Annotated in this window: 14 protein-coding genes; 9 read left to right on the top strand and 5 right to left on the bottom strand. The window is 73.8% G+C overall.

Annotation, left to right across the window (positions count from 1 at the left end; all coding sequences use genetic code 11):
* Positions 1-5: 5 nt before the first annotated feature.
* On the bottom strand, positions 6-1040 hold the full coding sequence (locus ACIBQZ_RS11780; protein ID WP_396088541.1) for an FAD-dependent monooxygenase: 1035 nt from the start codon (positions 1038-1040) through the stop codon (positions 6-8).
* 54 nt (positions 1041-1094) lie between these two features.
* On the opposite strand from ACIBQZ_RS11780, the gene ACIBQZ_RS11775 reads away from it, so the two are divergent.
* The 3 genes from ACIBQZ_RS11775 to ACIBQZ_RS11765 all read left to right on the top strand — a co-directional run bounded on the left by ACIBQZ_RS11775 (position 1095) and on the right by ACIBQZ_RS11765 (position 3421).
* Positions 1095-1616, top strand: a complete 522-nt coding sequence (locus tag ACIBQZ_RS11775) for a hypothetical protein (protein ID WP_396088540.1) — start codon at positions 1095-1097, stop codon at positions 1614-1616.
* A gap of 2 nt (positions 1617-1618) precedes the next feature.
* The gene (locus tag ACIBQZ_RS11770; protein WP_396088539.1) at positions 1619-2749 is read left to right on the top strand and encodes an MAB_1171c family putative transporter; all 1131 of its coding nucleotides are present in this window, start codon (positions 1619-1621) and stop codon (positions 2747-2749) included.
* 171 nt (positions 2750-2920) lie between these two features.
* Positions 2921-3421 (top strand): hypothetical protein, encoded by a 501-nt coding sequence (locus ACIBQZ_RS11765; RefSeq protein WP_396088538.1) that lies wholly within the window; start codon positions 2921-2923, stop codon positions 3419-3421.
* Between the two features lie 98 nt (positions 3422-3519).
* Here the strand turns inward: ACIBQZ_RS11765 and ACIBQZ_RS11760 are convergent, their stop codons facing one another.
* A complete protein-coding gene (locus ACIBQZ_RS11760) occupies positions 3520-4902 on the bottom strand; it encodes a glycoside hydrolase family 43 protein (protein ID WP_396088537.1) in 1383 nt (460 codons plus the stop codon).
* Positions 4903-5079: 177 nt separating this feature from the next.
* Between ACIBQZ_RS11760 and ACIBQZ_RS11755 the strand changes: the two genes are divergently transcribed.
* From ACIBQZ_RS11755 to ACIBQZ_RS11730, 6 genes are read left to right on the top strand one after another with little or no spacing between them, the layout of a single operon-like run.
* Entirely contained in the window at positions 5080-6636 is a 1557-nt protein-coding gene (locus ACIBQZ_RS11755) for a hypothetical protein (RefSeq protein WP_396088536.1), read from the top strand.
* Positions 6621-7058 (top strand): hypothetical protein, encoded by a 438-nt coding sequence (locus tag ACIBQZ_RS11750; RefSeq protein ID WP_396088535.1) that lies wholly within the window; start codon positions 6621-6623, stop codon positions 7056-7058. The genes ACIBQZ_RS11755 and ACIBQZ_RS11750 overlap by 16 nt, the downstream gene beginning before the upstream one ends.
* Entirely contained in the window at positions 7055-8095 is a 1041-nt protein-coding gene (locus ACIBQZ_RS11745) for an FHA domain-containing protein (RefSeq protein ID WP_396088534.1), read from the top strand. Before ACIBQZ_RS11750 ends, ACIBQZ_RS11745 begins: the two co-directional genes overlap by 4 nt.
* On the top strand, positions 8092-9081 hold the full coding sequence (locus ACIBQZ_RS11740) for a protein kinase (RefSeq protein WP_396088533.1): 990 nt from the start codon (positions 8092-8094) through the stop codon (positions 9079-9081). Before ACIBQZ_RS11745 ends, ACIBQZ_RS11740 begins: the two co-directional genes overlap by 4 nt.
* Positions 9078-11243 carry a cation:proton antiporter gene (locus tag ACIBQZ_RS11735; RefSeq protein ID WP_396088532.1) on the top strand — a complete coding sequence of 722 codons (2166 nt, stop codon included), beginning with the start codon at positions 9078-9080 and terminating at the stop codon, positions 11241-11243. Before ACIBQZ_RS11740 ends, ACIBQZ_RS11735 begins: the two co-directional genes overlap by 4 nt.
* The gene (locus ACIBQZ_RS11730; protein WP_396088531.1) at positions 11240-13300 is read left to right on the top strand and encodes a serine/threonine protein kinase; all 2061 of its coding nucleotides are present in this window, start codon (positions 11240-11242) and stop codon (positions 13298-13300) included. Before ACIBQZ_RS11735 ends, ACIBQZ_RS11730 begins: the two co-directional genes overlap by 4 nt.
* A 20-nt stretch (positions 13301-13320) precedes the next feature.
* On the opposite strand, the gene ACIBQZ_RS11725 is transcribed toward ACIBQZ_RS11730, so the two are convergent.
* From ACIBQZ_RS11725 to ACIBQZ_RS11715, 3 genes are all read right to left on the bottom strand, one after another.
* Complete coding sequence (locus tag ACIBQZ_RS11725) at positions 13321-14244, bottom strand: AEC family transporter (protein WP_396088530.1); 924 nt, start codon at positions 14242-14244, stop codon at positions 13321-13323.
* A 145-nt stretch (positions 14245-14389) separates the two neighbouring features.
* Positions 14390-17218 carry a hypothetical protein gene (locus tag ACIBQZ_RS11720; RefSeq protein ID WP_396088529.1) on the bottom strand — a complete coding sequence of 943 codons (2829 nt, stop codon included), beginning with the start codon at positions 17216-17218 and terminating at the stop codon, positions 14390-14392.
* Positions 17215-18327, bottom strand: coding sequence for an AAA family ATPase (locus tag ACIBQZ_RS11715; RefSeq protein WP_396088528.1), 1113 nt, complete (start codon positions 18325-18327; stop codon positions 17215-17217). Before ACIBQZ_RS11715 ends, ACIBQZ_RS11720 begins: the two co-directional genes overlap by 4 nt.
* Between the last annotated feature and the right edge of the window lie 5 nt (positions 18328-18332).

Below are 18332 nucleotides of genomic sequence, written 5' to 3'. Positions count from 1 at the left end.
CGTTCTCACCCCGACGCGCTGTTCAGCCGGGCGCTCGCGGCCACGGTCTCCTCTGTCTCCGCCCGCCGCCGCTCCTCGTAGGCGGCGAACGCCGCCGCGGGATCGGCGTGCGCCCGCAGCGCCTCCGCCAGCGCGACCGCGTCCTCGAGGGCCATCGACGCGCCCTGGGCGGCCGCCGGCGACGCGGCGTGCGCGGCGTCGCCGACCAGCACCATCCGGTCGTTGTGCCAGTGCGGCGTCGTCGGGATGTCGTAGGACTCCCCGCCCACCACCGCGGCGGCGTCGGTCGCCTCGATGATCAGCGCGGCGGGCGTGGCGTCGTCGCGGACCGCGTCGAGGGCGAACTCACGCCACTGGGCGGCGGTCGTCGCTCCGGCGCCCCGCTCGCCGCCGATGCGGGCGAACCACCAGGTCCGGCCGTCGCCGGGGGCGGTGTAGCCGAAGAACGCCCGGCCCCCGGACACCATGTGGTACGTGTCGGGGGCGCCGCCGGCCGGGTCGCCGTCGGCGTAGCCGTACACGACGTGCCGGCCGGTGTAGCGCGGGGTCGGCGCCTGCGGGTCGATCAGGCGGCGGGTCGGCGAGTGGATGCCGTCGGCGCCGACCAGGACGTCCCCGGCGGCCCGGCTGCCGTCGGCGAACCGGACCTCCACTCCCCGGCCGGCCGCGGCGTCGACCAGCCGGCTGCCGTGCCGCACCGGGATGCCCCGGGCGACCGCGAGGTCCTGCAGGACCCGGTAGAGCGTGGCCCGGCGCAGCGTCCGCGCGGGCCCGGGGATCGGCCGGTTGCCCAGGTGCCGGCCCGCGGCGTCGGACAGGGCCACCGCCGCGGCCGGGTACGAGGCGTCCACAACGGACTCCGCGGCGCCGATCGCGGCCAGGGCCGCCATGCCGTTCGCCATCACGGTCAGGAAGGCCCCGGCGTCGTCGCCGCCGGACGGATGTGCCTCGTACACCTGCGCCGGGATGCCCAGCTGGTGCAGGGCGAGCGCGGTGGCGGTGCCGGCGACGCCGCCGCCGGCGATGAGTACCTTGGTCATGGCAGTTCGGTATCCTTCGACGACGTCATCGGCGACGCGGGAGCAGGGTCGAGGTTGAGCGAGCGCAGACTGCGGAAACGGTGCCGGGCGTTGCTGCGCGAGCTGGACGTGCGCCCGCCGCTCGACGTCCGGGAGCTGTGCGCCCGGCTGGCCCGGCAGCGCGGCCGGCCGATCCGCCTGGTGGCCCATCCGATCAAGGTGCCGGGCCCGTTCGGGCTCTGGTTCATGACGGATTCCATGGATGTCATCTTCTACCAGCGGGAGACCACGCGCCCGCACCAGGATCACATCATCCTGCACGAGATCGGCCACCTGATCGCCGATCATCCCAGCGACGAGGGCGACGAGCTGGCCTGGGACGCGCTCGCGCCGGGCGAGCCGCCCGGCGGCCCGACCCGGGCGCTGCGCCGCACCTGTTACGACTCGCGCTACGAGCGCGAGGCCGAGCTGATCGCCACGTTCATCCTGGAGTGGGCCAGCGTGCTCAACCCGCTGCACCCGTCCGCCCGCCGGTCCGGCGCCGCCCACGTCGACCGGCTCGACGCGGCGCTGTCGCACCACCAGGGCTGGTTGTAGCGATGGCCCCGGTGCTGCTGGCCGTGCTCGTGGTGGCACTGTGGATCGGCGTGCTCGACAAGGTCGTCCAGGTCTGGCGGGCCCCGGAGGATCTGCCGCTGCGGGCGCTGGCCGCCTGCGTGGTCAGCGCGACGGTCACCTTCACGGTCAACCTGCCGCCGCTGCGCCCGCTGCTCGACCTGGCCGGGGCCGGCGCCCGCAGCCTCGTGATCAACGTCGGCACCATGGCAGCTGCCTACTTCCTGCTGGTGTTCTTCACCTACTCGATGCGCGGCCCGTCCGCCCGCCGCACGGTCCGCCGGCAGGCCGTCCCGCTCGCCGCCGCCGTCCTGGTCGCGCTGACGGCCTGGGCCCTCGCCCCGGCCGCGGTCCGCGCCGACCCGGCCGACACCGCCAACGGCGCCCATCCGCACGCCACCGTGTTCGTGGTGGCCGTGCTCGGCTACATGGCGTACGCCCACGCGCAGTCGTTGCGCTGGTCGATCGCGTACGTCCGGGCCGCCAGCACCGCCCGGCTGCGCCGCGGCCTGATCATCGTCAGCGTGGCGGTCTGTGCGTTCCTGATCGCCGACGCCACCAAGTCGCTGCTGGCGGTGCTCCAGGCGGTGGCCGAGCCGGCCGCGGGGCTGGTCCGGGTGGCGAACCTGGGCTACCTGACCGGGGTCGGCGTCGGCACGCTCGCGTTCGTGGTCGGGATCAGCTACGCCGCGGTGACCGGCATGGTCGTCGCGCTGCCGGTCTGGCGCGCGCACCGCCGGCACTACCGCCGGCTCGAGCCACTCTGGACGGCGATGCACCAGGCGTTCCCGCAGCTCGCGCTGGGCCGGGTGCCGGCCACCTCGTGGCGTGCGCGGCTCGGCGCCGGCAGCACCCACTACCGCTTCTACCGGCGGGTGGTGGAGATCCGGGACGGCCTCGTGCTGCTGGGGCCGTACTACGACGCCGCGGCCGCTCCCGCCGGACCGGAATCGGCGGAGGCGCACTGGGCCCGGGTGATCCGGGAGGCGCTGCGTGCGAAGGCGGCCGACAGCCCGGTCGTGGAGGCCGATCCGGTGCTGGTGCCCGGCGGTGACGACCTGGAGAGCGACGCCCGCCTGCTCACCGGGATCTCGCGCGAGCTGGCCCGGCGATGAGGACGCGGGCCCGGTCTCGGCCACCCCGTGATCGGCCGGAACGGGCCCGCGCTGTCCGCCGGCATCGGGCAACCGGGACTTTGCGACACTATATTTAACGACTGACACCGGTCAAGGCGCAAAGGACGCGGTGCTGTTAACCACACATGACAGGCGTAGGAGCCTCGACGAATGCCCGACAGTCCCCCCGCCACGGTCGCGACCCGGCTGAACGAGTTGTTCGCCACCGTGACCTGGACCGACGACCGGGGCCGCGCCCGGGAGTATTCGACCCCGCAGGTGGCTCGGGCGATCAGCGACGACCCGGGGCACGACACCACGGTGTCCCGGGTCTATCTGGCCACCCTGCGCTCGGGCGCCAACGCCAACCCCACCGTGGCCGTGCTGAAGGCGATCGCGAAGTTCTTCGACGAGCGCCGGCCCGCCGGCACCCCGCCGGTCACCGCCGCGTTCCTGCTGGGCGAGGGCGAGCGCGCGGGCGACGACCCGGAGGCCCGGGAGCTGCGGGACAAGCTCGCCGACCGGCAGGTCCGCATGATCGCCATGCGGGCCGGTGACATGACCCCGGCGGTACGCCGGCAGGTGCTCGAGATGCTCGACATCCTGGACCGGACGACCGGCGCGGGCACCCCGGCCGGCCCGGAGACCGAGGACGGGCCGCCCGCCGGTTAGACAGCGCCGGTCGTTGTCGTTTACATTCCTGGGGAGTGCCGTTGCGAGTTCTTCCCCCGTGGAATTCGCAACGGCACCGCCTTTTCCCCCGGCGCTCCTCAGTAGCCGATGCGGAAGGTCGCGTCCTGCTTGGCGGTGGCCGCCGACGCGCTGGTGATCGGGTCGATCCGCAGCACGGAGTTGGCGTGCCGCAGGTAGCGGTCCGGGAAGTTGTGCGACCGGAACGACGTCCAGCCCGCGTCGGCGAAGCCGGCCACCCGGTGGAAGGTGGCGTCGGCCGCGAAGACGCCGGTGCCGTCGTTGGCGTTGAGCACCATCGCGTAGTTCGAGTGCCGCAGGTAACGGTCCGGATAGTTCACCGAGCGGAACGAGACCCCGGCCGCGTCCGCCAGCCCGGGCACCAGCGTCCAGAGCTGATCCTGGTACGGGTCGAACGGGTACGTGTCGATCCGCCCGACGTTGCCCGCGTGCCGCACGTACCGGTCGGGGTAGTTGTAGGACTTGATCCGGTTCCAGGCGGGCGTGCCCCAGGCGCCGGTGAGGCCGGACAGCTCGGCGGCGGTGATCGCCGTGATGCCGAGGTGCTTGGAGTTCAGCGGCTGGGTGTACGCCCGGTCGCTGAGCAGGCTCCACGAGCCGCCCGCGACGTCGCCGGTCTGCCAGCAGAAGAACCGGCCGTTCGGGCTCCAGGTGTCGCCCCACATGTACCAGACGTTCGCGCTGTTCGACTTCACGATCTGCGGCGCCTCGACACCCCGGCCGGGGCCGATCGAGCCGGTGTAGACGCTGAAGCTGCCCGGGTTGAACGTGGCCGACCGGGCGCCCAGCAGCGTGCTGTTGGTGTTGTTCTTGTAGTACATGTAGTTGACCCCGCCGACCGTGACGAAGTTGCCGTCGATGGCGTCGTAGCCGGGGTCGAAGAAGACCTGCGGCGCGCTCGCGGTGACGAAGTCCGTGGTGTAGCTGACCATCAGCACGTTGTGGCCGTTGACCACCGCCGAGAAGACCACCGCGTACTGGCCCCGGGCGGGGTCCCAGACCGCCTCGGGCGCCCACGCGTGGGTGGCCAGCGAGTGCACCTTGAGCAGCCGGTAGTTGCGGAACGTGCGCAGGTCGGCGGAGTCCCAGACGTGCAGGTACTGGCTCTGGTACGACCAGTTGGTGCCGTTCAGGTCGGTGGCCAGCACGGTGAACGTACCGTCCTGCTTGCGCAGGATGAACGGGTCGCGCAGGCCGCCGCTGCCGGCGGTGGGCGTGGCCACCGGCCGGTTCTGGTTCAGCGGGGTCCAGGTCAGCCCGTCGGCGCTGACCGCCAGGTGCAGGTTGTAGCTGGCCGCCGCCATCGTCGGCGACTCGGTGAAGTAGGCCATCGCGTAGCCGGAGTAGGTGGCGGCGTGCGCGGCGCCGGGCCGGAGCAGGGCGCCCGCGGCGGTGGCGCCGAGGGCGGCGCCCGTCGCGGACAGCAGGGTACGACGTTTCACGGGGGGCCTCGTTCTCGTCGGGTGAGCGCGATTGTGAACGGTAACAGTGACGTTGCTGAATGATTGCGAGCGCGTTGCCGGGTTGTCAAGACGCGCCCGGGCGGCTTGCCGCCGTGTGGTACCCGTATGGGGACATCCGGCAGGCTGACCGGCCGGTACAACGGGGGAAAAGATCCGATGGAATCCAGGAACGCCGGCGTGCCCGGCGAGCTGACGCCGCTGTTGCTCGGCGAGTCACAGTGGACCGACGCGATGGTCGAACGGTCCGGCATCGAGGTGCGGGACGTGCCGTTCGTCAGCGTCGGCGGCGGCATCGGCTCGTTCGTCACTGTCGACTATCTGCGCATCGCCGGGGTGCCGACCGACCGGATCGCCGTGCTGTCCAACATCGATCACCCGTGGCAGACGTACCAGTACCTGACCCGGGTCTCGCAGATCCCGGTGCCCGAGCGGATCCGGTCCGACTCCTCGTCGCGGCCGGACAACATCTGGGGCTTCCCGTCGTACGCGCTGGCCGAGGCGTGGCGGGACCGCACGGTGCGGCCGCTGGTGCACGTGCTCGGCGAGCCGATCTTCGCCGACTACTGGACCCCGCGCGCCGGGCTGGTCTTCGCCGGGCTGGAGCGCGAGGCGGCCCGGATCGCGTACCCGGAGATGCTGGTCAAGGGCGTGGTCCGGATGGTGCGGCGGCGGGCCGGCGGCGGCTACTTCACCGTGCTCACCCCGCCGGCCGGCAGCACCGCGACCAGGCGGGTCGCCTACCGGTCGCGGTTCGTGCACCTCGCGGTCGGCTACCCCGGCCTGAAGTTCCTGCCGGACCTGCAGGCCTTCCGCGAGACCCACCGCGACTTCCACCACGTGGTCAACGCCTACGAGCCGCACGAGCACGTGTACGAGTACCTCAAGACCACCCCCGGCACGGTCATGGTCCGCGGCGGCGGCATCGTCGCGTCCCGGGTGCTCCAGCGGCTGATGGACGACCGCGAGCGCTACGGCCTGCAGACCGAGATCGAGCACGTGTTCCGCACCTACGTGACCGGCGCGCACGGCCCGCACCCGTGGTCCCGGCGCCGCGGCGGCCACGGCTTCGCGTACCAGGGCTTCAACTATCCGAAGTCGGTCTGGGGCGGGCAGCTCAAGGCCCGGATGCGCCGGCTCGACGGCGCCGAGCGGGCCGCCGAGTACCGCCGGATGGGCGGCACCAACACCCCGAAGCGGCGCAAGTGGCAGCAGCAGATGCGGGCCGGCCGCGAGGCGGGCTGGTACCGCGCGTTCCAGGGCACCGTCCAGGAGGTCCGGCCCGGCCCCGAGACCCGGCTGACCAGCATCGTCGACCGGGCCGACGGCACCCACAAGATCGCGTCCGACTTCATCATCGACTGCACCGGCCTGGAGGCCGACATCGCCGAGCACCGGGTGCTGGACGACCTGCTGCGGCACGGCGGGGCCGGGCGCAACCCGCTGGGCCGGCTGGACGTCGAGCGCACCTTCGAGGTCATCGGCACGGCCAGCGGCGACGGCGCGGTCTACGCCTCGGGCACCGCGACGCTCGGCGGCTACTTCCCCGGCGTCGACACGTTCCTCGGGCTTCAGGTGGCGGCCCAGGAGATCACCGACGACCTGGCCCGGCGCGGCTGGTGCCCCCGGCTCGGCCCGGTCCGGTCGACCGCCCAGTGGCTCCGGTGGGCCCTCGGCCGCCCGGTGGAAGGGAGCGCGGCATGGTCCCGATCCTGATCGGCCGGATCCAGACCCGGTTGTTCCTGCTCGCGCTGGTCGGCTCGGCGGTGACCCTGGCGCTGATCCCACTGCTGCCCGGGACGGCGGCGCTGACCGAGCGGTACCGCGCGGCGTTCGTCGTGCTGGCCGCGGTGGCCGTCCTCGGCATCGGCTGGGAGCTGCTGTACCACCTGCTCATGCAGTTCCGCTGGGAGAAGGACTGGCCGTCGCTGTTCGGGCTGCTCACCGGCGTACCGGAAGGTCTGCTGCTGTGGGCCCTGCTGCGGGCCGGCGCGGTGCCGGCGGCCGGCGCCGCACCGCCGGGGTGGGTCTTCGCCGTCCACTTCGGAGCCGTCTGGCTGGCGGTCTGGCTGGTCGCCAACGGGCCGATGCGGGTGCCGTTCCTGCGCTGGCGCTTCCGCGGCGGGAGGCTGGTGTGAGCGTACGAGTGCAGCCCTTGCCCGGCCCCGGCCTGGTCGTGCGGGCCGGCGAGCTGATCGCCGTGTGCGCGGAGGCCGGCGCGGAGACCGACGCGCTGGTCGCGCTGGTGCGCCGGGTCGCCGCCGACGGCGGCGACGGCGCGGCCCTGATCGCCCGGCTGGCCGGACAGCTCGGTGCCGACGGCCCGGCCTGCGCGGCCGCCGCGCTCGGCGACACCCCCGCGATCCTGGTACGCGGTGCCGCGGACGTCACGGCCGACGGCGGGCCCGGCCGGGTCCACCTGCACGGACCGGCGCTGACCTACCGCACCATCGAGGGTCCGCTGTGGACGGTGCAGGTGAGCCTGCCGGGCAGCGGACCGCCCGACCCCCGCACCACCCTCGACGCGGGCGTGGTCGGCGGCGCGGGACTGCTCGCCCAGCTCCCCCGGCCGGCACCGGCACCGGCGCCACCACCGCCCCGCCGGCCCGACCGGTCGGCGCCGTTCGAGGCGGTCATCGTGCTGCCCGGCCACGCCCCGGAGCCGGACCCGGAGCCCGTCCCCGAGACGGCCACCCACGCCCTCATCGAGGGGGTGTACTGCCGCGACGGCCACTTCAACGACCCGGACCAGCGGTACTGCCAGATCTGCGGCATCTCGATGGCCCAGCTGACCCAGGTGACCCGGCTCGGACCGCGGCCACCGCTGGGTGTGCTGCTGCTCGACGACGGCAGCACGCTGCGCCTGGACGCCGACTACGTGGTGGGCCGCGAGCCCGAGGTCGACCGGGACGTCGCCGCGCACCGGGCCCGCTCGCTGCGGATCTCCGGCCCGGCCAGCGGCGTGTCCCGCCGGCACGTCCGGATCCGGCTGAACGGCTGGCGCGTCGAGCTGGAGGACCTGCACTCGGCGAACGGCACCGTCGTGCACCGCCCCGGCGCGGCCGAGCCGGACCAGCTCAGCCCCGGCGTGCCCGTCGTGGTGCCGCCGGGCGCCCGCATCGACGTGGGGCGGCGCTGGTTCCGCTACGAGTCCCACCGCGATCCGCAGACATGAGGGGACCGGACCAGGTGCAGGGCATCGCCGACTACGACTTCATCCGCTCGCTGGGCTCCGGCAACCACGGGCACTTCTTCCTGGCCCGGTGCCCACGCCGGCTGCCGCTGGACCTCGAGCACGTCGCCGTCAAGGTGCTGCACGCCGAGTCGAGCGAGGTGGCCTTCCGGCGGGCCACCCGGGAACTGGCGGCGTTCGCGGCGGTCCGCTCGCCGTACCTGGTCACCCCGATCGACGCCGGCCGGCAGGACGGCGCCTTCTACTACTCGATGGAGTACCTGCCGGGCGGCTCCCTGGCCGACCCGGCAGCACCGGTCTCCCGGGCCGAGGCGATCCGGGCGGTGGCCGCGGCCGCCCGGGCGGCCGCGGCGATGCACGCCGCCGGGATCGCGCACCGCGACATCAAGCCGGGCAACGTGCTGCTGCACCCCGGCGGGGGCAGACTCTCCGACCTGGGCCTGTCCCAGGTGTTCACCGAGGGGGTCACGGTCACCGGGATGGGCGGCCTGGACGCGATCGAGTACGTGGACCCGGCGCTGCTGCTGGGCGGTCCGCCGGGGCCGGCCAGTGACGTGTGGTCCCTCGGCGTGCTGCTGCACCGGGTGGTCAGCGGGGTCGGTGTCCACGGGGACCTGCCGGGCTCCGACGGGCTGCTGGCGCTGCGGCGGGTGCTGTCCGCCGCACCCCGGATCAGCGACACTCTGCCCGGACCGGTCGCCGCGCTGGTGCGGGAGTGCCTCGGGCCGGCGGAGCAGCGGCCCGGCGCGGCCGCGGTGGGTGACCGGCTCGACGCGCTGCCGGCGTCCGGTGACGGCCGGCCGCCATCCGACGCGGACCGGCCCGGCGCGGCCGCGGTGGGTGACCGGCTTGGCGGGCTGCCGGCGTCCGGTGACGGCCGGCCGCCATCCGACGGGGACCGGCTCGGTGCGGCCGCGGTGGGTGACCGGCTTGGCGGGCTGCCGGATGCTGACGGGGGGCGGTCGTGACGTCTCATGCCGTGGGGCAGCTCCTGCTCGGTCTGGCGGTGATCATCGTGCTGGCCCGCGTCCTCGGGGCACTGGCCCGCAAGGTCGGCCAGCCGCCGGTGGTCGGTGAGATCATCGCCGGGATCCTGATCGGCCCGAGCATCTTCGGCACCCTGGTCAGCGACCGGTTCTTCCCGGCCGACATCCGACCCGCGCTGGCCGGGCTCGCCAACGTCGGCCTGGTGCTGTTCATGTTCATCGTCGGCTACGAGCTGGACCAGAGCCTGGTCCGCGGGCGGCAGCGGATCGCGGTCAGCGTGTCGATCGGCTCCGTGCTGGCGCCGCTCGGCCTGGGCTTCGCGCTCGCGCTGTGGCTGGCCGGCCGGCACGGCGTCACCGACGTGCTGCCGTTCGCGCTGTTCATCGGCGCGGCGATGGCCGTCACCGCGTTCCCGGTGCTGGCCCGCATCGTGGCGGACCGCGGCCTGATCCGGACCGAGGTGGGCGGTCTCGCGCTGGCCAGCGCCGCGGTCGACGACGTGATCGCCTGGTCCCTGCTCGCGGTGGTCGTCGCGGTCGGCACGGCCGACGGCGGCCTGCCCTGGCAGGTGCTCGGCGTCGTCCCGTTCCTGATCGTGATGTTCCGCTGGGTCCGCCCGGCGCTGCGCCGGCTGGCGGCGGCCCGGGAACGGGCCGGGCGGCTGACCCCCGACGTGCTCGCCGTGATCCTGATCGGCCTGCTGGTCTCCTGCTACCTCACCGAGATCATGGGCCTGCACGCGATCTTCGGCGCGTTCGTGTTCGGCGCGGTGATGCCACGGGCCGGCGGCGAGGCGCTGCGCCACGAGATCCTGGAACGCCTGGAGCAGGTCAGCGTGCTCCTGCTGCTGCCGGTGTTCTTCGTGGTCGCCGGGCTCCAGGTCGACCTGTCCACGGTCGACGGCGGCGCGCTGCTGGAACTGGGCCTGATCCTGCTGGTCGCCATCGCCGGCAAGTTCCTCGGCGCGTATGCCGGGGCGCGGCTGAACCGGGTCGGACCCCGGCAGGCCGGCGCGCTGGCGACGCTGATGAACACCCGGGGCCTGACCGAGATCGTGATCCTGTCGGTCGGCCTGCAGCTGGCCATCATCGACCGGCAGATCTTCTCGATGATGGTGGTGATGGCACTGGTCACCACGGTGATGGCGGGGCCGCTGCTGGCCCTGATCTATCCGGGCCGGGTGGTGGCCCGCGACGTCGCCCGAGCCGAGCGGGCCGCGCTCGGTGAGGCGGAGGGGTTCAAGGTGCTGGTGCTGGTCCCCGGGCCGACCCCGACGCCGGCACCCGGGGCGGCGCCCTTGGCGCCGGGTTCGGCGCCCGGGTCGTTCGGTTCGGCGCCCGGAGCGCTGGGGTCGGCGCCCGGGGCGCTGGGGTCGGCGCCCGGGGCGGGTGCGGTTGTGGAGCTTGCCGTGGCGCTGATCGGGGCGCGGCGGCCTGCGACGCTCGTGTTGGCGCGGCTGGTGCCGTATCCGGCGGCGGCGTTGGAGATCGGCAGCGGGTTGACCGGCGGGCTGCTGGAGATGAACCGGACGATGGGCGAGCTGACCGACCTGGCGGCGCGGGTCGGCGGCGGGGTGGACGTGCCGGTGCTGGCCCGCTTCACCGGGGACCCGGGTGCGGAGCTGGCCGGACTTGTCCGTTCCGGCCGGCCGGACCTGGTTGTCGGCTCCGGCGAGGTGCCGCACGACGGCCGGTCACCGGTCACTGTGGTCACGCTCACGGGACCACCGCCGGCGGCCGTTCGTGAGATCATCGCCCGGTTCACCGGTGACACGCACGCGGATGCTGTGCTCCGGACGGCGGCGCAGCTGGCGTCGGCGTACGGGGTTGAGCTCGTGGTCGACGCAGGTGGTCGGGTTTCCCGCAGCGTCGCGGGGACCGTCCGTGAGCTGCGACGACAGGGGTTGACGGTGAATCTTGTGGCCTCGACGGCAGGCGGCGGTCCCCAGGTCTCGGTGGGTGACCGCGGCGGTCCCGGCCCGGTGGGTTCCGGAAGCGCGCTGGTGGTGGCCGCGGAGGCGGCGCAGGGCGCGCACATCGTGGTCCGCACCGGCAGCGACGGGGCACCGGCGCAGTGGATGACCGGGCTCCGGGGCCCGGTGGACGACCGATCGGAAGAGGAAGCGACGCAGGTGACGACATGACCGAGGCCGGCGGCACCACGGGCGCCCGGCCACTGCGGCCGACCGACCCGCGGCGGATGGGCCGTTACGAGCTGGTCGGGCGGCTCGGTGAGGGCGGCATGGGCACGGTCTACCTGGCCACCACGCCGGAGGGCCGCCGGGTCGCCGTCAAGATCATCAAGACCGATCTGGTCGGTGACCCGCAGTTCCGGCAGCGGTTCCGCACCGAGGTCGCCCGGGCCCAGGACGTGCCGCCGTTCTGCACCGCCGAGGTGCTCGACGCCGACCCCGACCACGAGCAGCCGTACCTGGTGGTGGAGTACGTGGCCGGGCCGAGCCTCGCCTCGGTCGTCGCCGAGCACGGGCCGCTGACCTCGTCCAATCTGCACGGGCTGGCCATCGGCGTGGCGACCGCGCTCACCGCGATCCACGGCGCCGGGGTCATCCACCGGGACCTCAAGCCCAGCAACGTGCTGCTCGCCCCGGGCAGCCCGAAGGTCATCGACTTCGGGATCGCGCGGGCGGTCGAGGGTGCGGTCAGCCACACCCGTACCGATCAGATGGTCGGCACCGTGACCTACATGGCGCCGGAGCGCTTCGACTCCAGCAACGGCCGGATCCTGAGTCCCGCCGCCGACATCTTCGCCTGGGGCGCCGTGATCGCGTACGCGGGAACCGGCCGCACCCCGTTCGCGGCGGACCTGCCGCACATGGTCGCGGTGCGGATCCTGACCATGCCGCCGGACCTGGCGGGTCTCACCGGCCCGCTCCGCGACCTCGTGGAGCAGGCGCTGGCCAAGGACCCGGCGGACCGGCCCACCGCCCGTGAGCTGCTGGACCGGCTCCTCACCACGGGCCCGCACCGCACCGGCAGCGCCTCGGCCGTCCTGGACCGGCAACCCGCGCTCCGCGAGGCGGTCGCCGACGCCCGGGCCGCCGACGACGAGCACGCCCGCGAACGGACGGCCGCGACCGCCCTGCCGTCAGCCGGCGGCACCACGACCCGCTTCCACCTGCAGGGCCGGGCCACACCGACCACCCGGGGCATCCCTGGCGGCGGCCCTGGCACTCCGGGCATTACCAGCAACTCGGATATAAGTGGCGCAACTAGCACTCAAGGCATCCCAGGCGCATCGGGCGTCTCGCACACCTCGGGTATTCCGGGCGCCCCGGGCATTGCTGGCGTCTCACAGACATCGGGCATTCCGGTTGCATCTGGCATTCCAGGCCTCGCGCGCACTTCGGGTATCCCGGGCGCCCCTGGCACTCAGGGCGCCTCGGGCATCCCGGGCGCCTCGGGTATCCCGGGCGCCTCGGGTATCCCGGCCGCCGTGCCGGCCCCGAGCCCTCGCCGGGGCCTGGGCCGGGTGGCCAGCGTGATCCTGGCCGCCGTCGCGGTGATCGCCGTGTCGGTGCTCGCCGGGGTCGTCTACGGCCTGGCCGCCGAGAAGCGGGGCGGCACGGCCGGCCCCGGCCCATCGGCGGCACCGTCGGCGCAGCCCGTGGTCTCCGGCGCGGCAACGGTCATCGCGGATCCCCTCACCTCGGAACGGGACTGGCGGGTCGTGGTGGACCCGGCGAACAAGGCGGCCTGCGAGTTCGACGGGGCGCTGGTGGTGAAGAAGGAGTCGGCCGGCCCGTACCGCTGCCCGGGTCCGCGGCGGCTGCTCACGGACTTCACGGTGACCGTCACGACCAGGCTGCTGACGGCCGACGGCTGCGCGGCGATCTGGCTGCGCTTCGACAAGCTGGGTGCCACCTCGTCGCGGGAGGCGGGGTACGTCCTCGCGGTCTGCGCCGACCGGTACGTGCTGATGACACACGGGCTGGAAGGGACGAGCGACATGGCCGAGCTGGCGTCGTTCCCGTACGAGGAGGACGTGGCGCTGGACGAACCGATCGCCGTGGGTGTCACGGCGGACGGGCCACGGCTGACGTTCACCCGGGACGGCAAGGATGCCGGCAGCTGGAAGGACTCGCGGTTCACCAGCGGGCGGGTGGTCTTCGGCGTGCTGAACATGGCGGCGGAGCGGTCGACGGTCAGGGTGTCCTACAACGATGTCGAGATCCGCGCCTGAGCGGTCCCGCCCCGCGCCGGTCAGCCGAGCCAGGCGACCACGAGGATCAGCGTCACCGCCGCCGCGGCCGTGGACAGCACAATGGCGTCCCGGGCGAACGCCTCGCCGCGGCCGTAGCGGCTGGCGAACACGAAGATGTTCTGCGCCGTCGGCAGCGCCGCGGTGACGACCGCGGCCAGCAACGCGGGCCCGGTCAGCCCGAGCAGGCCGTGGCCGATCAGGTACGCCGACAGCGGATGGACCACCGCCTTCAGCACCACCGCCAGCGCCCGCTCCCGCGCGTCCGGCCCACCCCGCAACGGCCGGCTGCCCCGCAGCGACATCCCGAGCGCCAGCAGCGTCAGCGGCACGGCAGCCGCGCCCAGCAGCGCGAACGGCTGCAGGACGGGTTTCGGCGGCTCCCAGCCGCTGACCGCCACCGCGATGCCGGCGGCGGACGCGATCATCAGCGGGTTCCGGGCGGGCAACGCCGCCAGCCGGCGCAGCGACGGCCGCCCCTCGCCGGTCGCCACGTCCAGCACGGCCAGCGCGGTCGGTGCGGCCAGCATCACCTGGAAGATGAGGACGGGCGCGATGAACGCGACGTCGCCGAGGACGTAGGCGGCGATGGGAATCCCCAGGTTGCCGGCGTTGACGTAGCCGGCGGCGAGCGCGCCCACCGTCAGCTCGGCGACGCCGCGGCGCCACAGCAGCCGGGCGATGGTGACGTAGAGAGCGGCGACGAGCAGCGTGCTGAGCACGAAGGCGGCGAGGGCGCCGGTGAAGATCCCGCTGGGTTCGGCGGTCGCCAGCGTCGAGAAGAGCAGCGCCGGCGCGGTCACGAAGAACGCGAGCCGGGTCAGCGTCTCCAGCCCGGCGTTGTCGAGCAGCCCGAACCGGCCGATCAGGTAGCCGACCAGGACAAGCACCCACACCACGGCGAACCCGGTGATGATCTCTCCCACCCGCCCAGCATCCCCTTGCCGGCGGACCGGCCCGGAGCCGCCCGCCCGGGACGAGGGACGGATCACCGGTCCGGCCGGCACCGCAGCCACCGATGCCTGGAGCGGCGCCTCGGGCAAGCCCCGCGGCGCCGGACCCTGGGTGTCGTCAGTCGCCGATCAGCACGCCCACCGCCTCCGCCGTCTCCGGGTGCGCCGCGAGCAGCACGCCCACCGCCTCCGCCGTCTCCGGGTGCGCCGCGAGCAGCTCGGCCGCGGCGTCCGCACCGTCTCCGCCGGCCGCGCCGGGCGGGGACCACTCCCCCGCGCAGCCGAGCAGGGCCGCCATCGCGTCGGTCGTGTCGGGATGCGCCGCCAGCAGCGCTCCGGCCGCTCCCGGTGCCGGCCGGATCCCGGGCGCTGCGGGCGGCGGGGTGCGGGCGTGCCAGGGTGGCGTCCAGGAGCTGAGCGCGGCCAGGGTGCCCGGGAAGGTGCGGCCCGCCTCGCGGGTGAGGATCGGCACCAGCTCCGCGGCGTGCGTCCGCAGGGTCGTGATCAGCGTCGGCAGCCAGGGCAGGAGCACCGGGTCCGGCAGCTGGGCGAACGCCTTCGACAGGGTTTCCACGACGAACGGCGCCAGCCGCGGCACCGGCTCCAGCGCCTGCACGAACCCGCTCACGTACTGCGGGAAGGCCGGGACGACAAGCGGGTTGGCGAGCAGCTCGTCGACGCGGGCCCGGAGCTCGGCCAGGGGTAGCGCGCCCAGGTGGTGGCGGGCCGCCCAGAGCAGGGCGATCTTCACCGGGGCTTCCGGGTGTGACTGGCGCACCGCCAGGTCCAGCTGGGTGCGGTCGCAGCCGAGCGACAGGGCCAGGCTCTCCATCCCGAACAGGAAGCCCAGCATCGCGCCGACCTGGCGGACGCCGGTCTCCTCCTCGACGAACGCGGTGGGCAGCAGCGTGCAGTAGTGCGCGTATCCGCCGGTGACGAAGCGTTCGCACCAGCCGGGCAGGACCGGGGTGGCGGCCCGGTAGTGGGCCAGCAGGCGGCGGATGCGGCGCAGCACCTCGGGCGCCTCGTCGACGCTGCGCTCGGCCGCCAGCAGTTCGACAGCGCGGGCGCCCAGCTCGTCGGTGAGCCGGGGGCTGCGCAGCAACAGCAGCGAATGCTCGACGGCCTTGAGCGCGGTCGCGGCGGTGGCCTTCGGCTCCCAAGCGGCGCGGCGGAGACGCTGCTCGAGGACCTGTTCGACCGTGACGCCCTCGTAGCCCAGCTCGATGATGGTGCGCTGGTGCCGGCCGAGGTCGAGGTCCCAGCTCTCCTGGATGTGCGTCTCGCCGAGCCGGCGGGAGCCCATGATCGGGCGGACGGCGTGGTCGGGCAGCAGGTAGCGGAGCATCCAGAGCAGCTGCGAGCAGGCGGCCAGCTCGGGCCGGGCGGCGAGGTCGAGCAGCGCCCGCTGGATGGTGCGCTGCTCGAGGTTGAGGCCGAGCGGGGCGAGCCGGTCGTGGACGTCGCGGGCGAGCGGGGGCATCGCCGCGTAGCCGACCTGGCCGATCCGGTCGCCGCCGAGCAGGATCTCGCAGAGCCGGCGGACGTCGCGGCGGCCCGGCACGGCCTCCTTCTCGATGCAGGTGACGGCGGCGTCCTGGAAGTCGTACGGCGTCGGCCGCGCCCGTCCCCGCATCCCGGCCAGCAGGATGGACGTCTCGAAGACGGCGATGGCGTCGGCGGTGCTGGCCAGGTAGCCGTTGCGGCGGGCGAGCCGGACGATGTCGACGCACCAGCCGCGCAGCTCCTCCTCGTCGAGCCCGTCCAGGGCCGCCGGCGCCGACAGGTACGCGGTGAGCTGGTCGGTGACGCCCGCGCCGGCGGCGGCGGGCGGCGGCAGGGCCTTCGTCGCCCGTTTCCGCCCACCCTGCTGCCCCGCCAGCCGGAACGGGCTCAGCCGGCTGCGGCCGAGCGCCTTCTCCCAGGTGGCGGCCGCGATGGAGACCGAGCCGGGCGCCAGGGCGAACTGCGCCTCGATCGCGGAGTGGCTGGACGGGATGAGCCCGTAGAGCCACTCGGTGCCGGTGCGGGGCGTGATCACGAAATCCGGCGCGGACGGGTCGGAGCCGGCCTCGGGCACCCGGGAGGCGGCATGGAAGGCGCCGCAGACGTAGAGGCAGTCGGCCGGGTCGGCGCCGGTGCGGGCGAGGTGCTCACGGATCCGGGTCCACATGTGGCGCTCGCGGTCCTCGTCGCTTGCGTACTCGCGGGTGTCGTGCGGGGCGAGCCGCCGGAAGAGGCTGCCGATCAGCACCATCACCTGCCGGTAGGTGTCGTGGTCGGCGCCGGCGAGGGGCTGCTCCACGTACTGGTCCCACCACTCGGACCAGTGCCGGACCCGGCCGTGGTGCAGGAGATGCTCCTCCAGCTCGGCGAAGCGGGGCCGCAGGTCGCCGATCTCCACCCCGATCGCGTCGCCGTGCAGGTCGGCGTCGGTGTCACCGGCCGTCGCCGGCTCCGGCCGGGCCGCTCCGGTGGCCGGCTGCCACTGGAAGACGTGATCGCTGGAGCGGTCGACGAGGACCAGCTCCACCCCGGGCGTCTCCAGCGCGTACGCGATCGCCTGGTATTCCGCCGAGGCCTCGGTGATCGGGGCGATGAGGCTGAGCGGCGCCGACTCCGGCGGGAACCCCTCCAGCTCGGCGGCGAAGGCCTGCAACGCCACCGGCAGCCGGCAGTTGCGCAGCTCGGTCAGCAACGGCGCGAGGTCCTCGCACAGCTCCAGGTAGATGACCCTCGGCTGCTTCTCGCGGAGCCGCCGCACCATGGCGAGCGCGGAGGACGGCGAGTGGTGGCAGACCGGGAAGATCTCCAGGGGCTCGCGCAGGGCGTGGTCGACGTCGTCGACGATGCCGGCGAGGATCTCCGGCAGCGCGGCGGGCCCACCGGTGAGGGCCTCGGCGGCGTCGAGCAGCTGCGCGCGCAGCGCGGCGAAGGGGCCGCTCACGACAGGGTGGCGATCGCCTGACGACCGCCCTCCAGGAAGCCGGCCCACTCGCCGCCGTGTTCCTTGCTGCGCGGCTCGACGATGCCGTGCCAGTACTTGTTGAGGATGGCCAGGTCCTCGGGGCTGCGCCGGGCGAGCGAGCCGACCAGCGAGCCGGCCAGCGTCTCGGCGCTGAGCGCGCTGGCGCCGAAGAAGGTGCTGTGCAGGATGGCGTCCTCGAGCACGCCGATCTGCTCGGCGGTGGAGAGCGCCGACTCCAGCCGTTCGTCGTCGCTGGTCGCGGACGCCGCGGCGGCCCGCAGGTCGGCGAAGCTCTGCAGCAGCACGTCGAGCAGGGTCGGCGGCACCTCGAGCTCGATGTTGTGCCGGCGCAGCAGCTCGGCGGTGCGGAACCGGACGATCTCCGCCTCGCTCTTCTTGTTGGTCATCACCGGGATGCGGACGAAGTTGAAGCGCCTCTTGAGCGCCGAGGACAGGTCGTTGACGCCGCGGTCGCGGCTGTTGGCGGTGGCGATGACGGAGAAGCCGGGCCGGGCGAAGACGATGTTGTCCTCGTCCAGCTCGGGGATGGAGACGTACTTCTCGGACAGGATCGAGATCAGCGCGTCCTGCACGTCGCTGGTGGAGCGGGTCAGCTCCTCGAACCGGCCGATGACGCCGCCCTCCATCGCGGTCATGATCGGCGACGGGATCATCGAGGCGCGGGACTGGCCCTTGGCGATGACCATCGAGACGTTCCACGAGTATTTGATGTGGTCCTCGGTGGTGCCGGCGGTGCCCTGCACGACCAGTGTGGAGTTGCGGCTGATCGCGGCGGCGAGCAGCTCGGCCAGCCAGCTCTTGCCGGTGCCGGGGTCGCCGATCAGCAGCAGCCCGCGGTCGGAGGCCAGGGTGACGACGGCTCGTTCGACGAAGCTGCGGTCGCCGAACCACTTCTGCGGGATCTCCCGGTCGAGGCCGTCGGCACGCTGCGAGCCGAGGATGAACAGGCGCACCATCTTCGGGCTGAGCCGCCAGGAGAAGGGTTTCGGCCCGTCGTCGACCGACTCCAGCCAGTCCAGCTCGGCGGCGTACTTGACCTCGGCGGGGGCGCGCAGCATCTCAGTCATCGGAA

Origin of the sequence: Actinoplanes sp. NPDC049599, assembly GCF_044465625.1 — a bacterium.
In the GTDB taxonomy this organism is placed as follows: domain Bacteria; phylum Actinomycetota; class Actinomycetes; order Mycobacteriales; family Micromonosporaceae; genus Actinoplanes.
The sequence above is the reverse complement of the archived record's forward strand: the minus strand, read 5'-3'. Positions and strand labels throughout refer to the sequence as shown.

Coding starts and splice junctions, on each gene's coding strand:
- ACIBQZ_RS11780 (WP_396088541.1), bottom strand. CDS start 1,040: ATGACCAAGGTACTCATCGCCGGCGGCGGCGTCGCCGGCACCGCCACC.
- ACIBQZ_RS11770 (WP_396088539.1), top strand. CDS start 1,619: ATGGCCCCGGTGCTGCTGGCCGTGCTCGTGGTGGCACTGTGGATCGGC.
- ACIBQZ_RS11765 (WP_396088538.1), top strand. CDS start 2,921: ATGCCCGACAGTCCCCCCGCCACGGTCGCGACCCGGCTGAACGAGTTG.
- ACIBQZ_RS11755 (WP_396088536.1), top strand. CDS start 5,080: ATGGAATCCAGGAACGCCGGCGTGCCCGGCGAGCTGACGCCGCTGTTG.
- ACIBQZ_RS11750 (WP_396088535.1), top strand. CDS start 6,621: ATGGTCCCGATCCTGATCGGCCGGATCCAGACCCGGTTGTTCCTGCTC.
- ACIBQZ_RS11740 (WP_396088533.1), top strand. CDS start 8,092: ATGAGGGGACCGGACCAGGTGCAGGGCATCGCCGACTACGACTTCATC.
- ACIBQZ_RS11730 (WP_396088531.1), top strand. CDS start 11,240: ATGACCGAGGCCGGCGGCACCACGGGCGCCCGGCCACTGCGGCCGACC.
- ACIBQZ_RS11715 (WP_396088528.1), bottom strand. CDS start 18,327: ATGACTGAGATGCTGCGCGCCCCCGCCGAGGTCAAGTACGCCGCCGAG.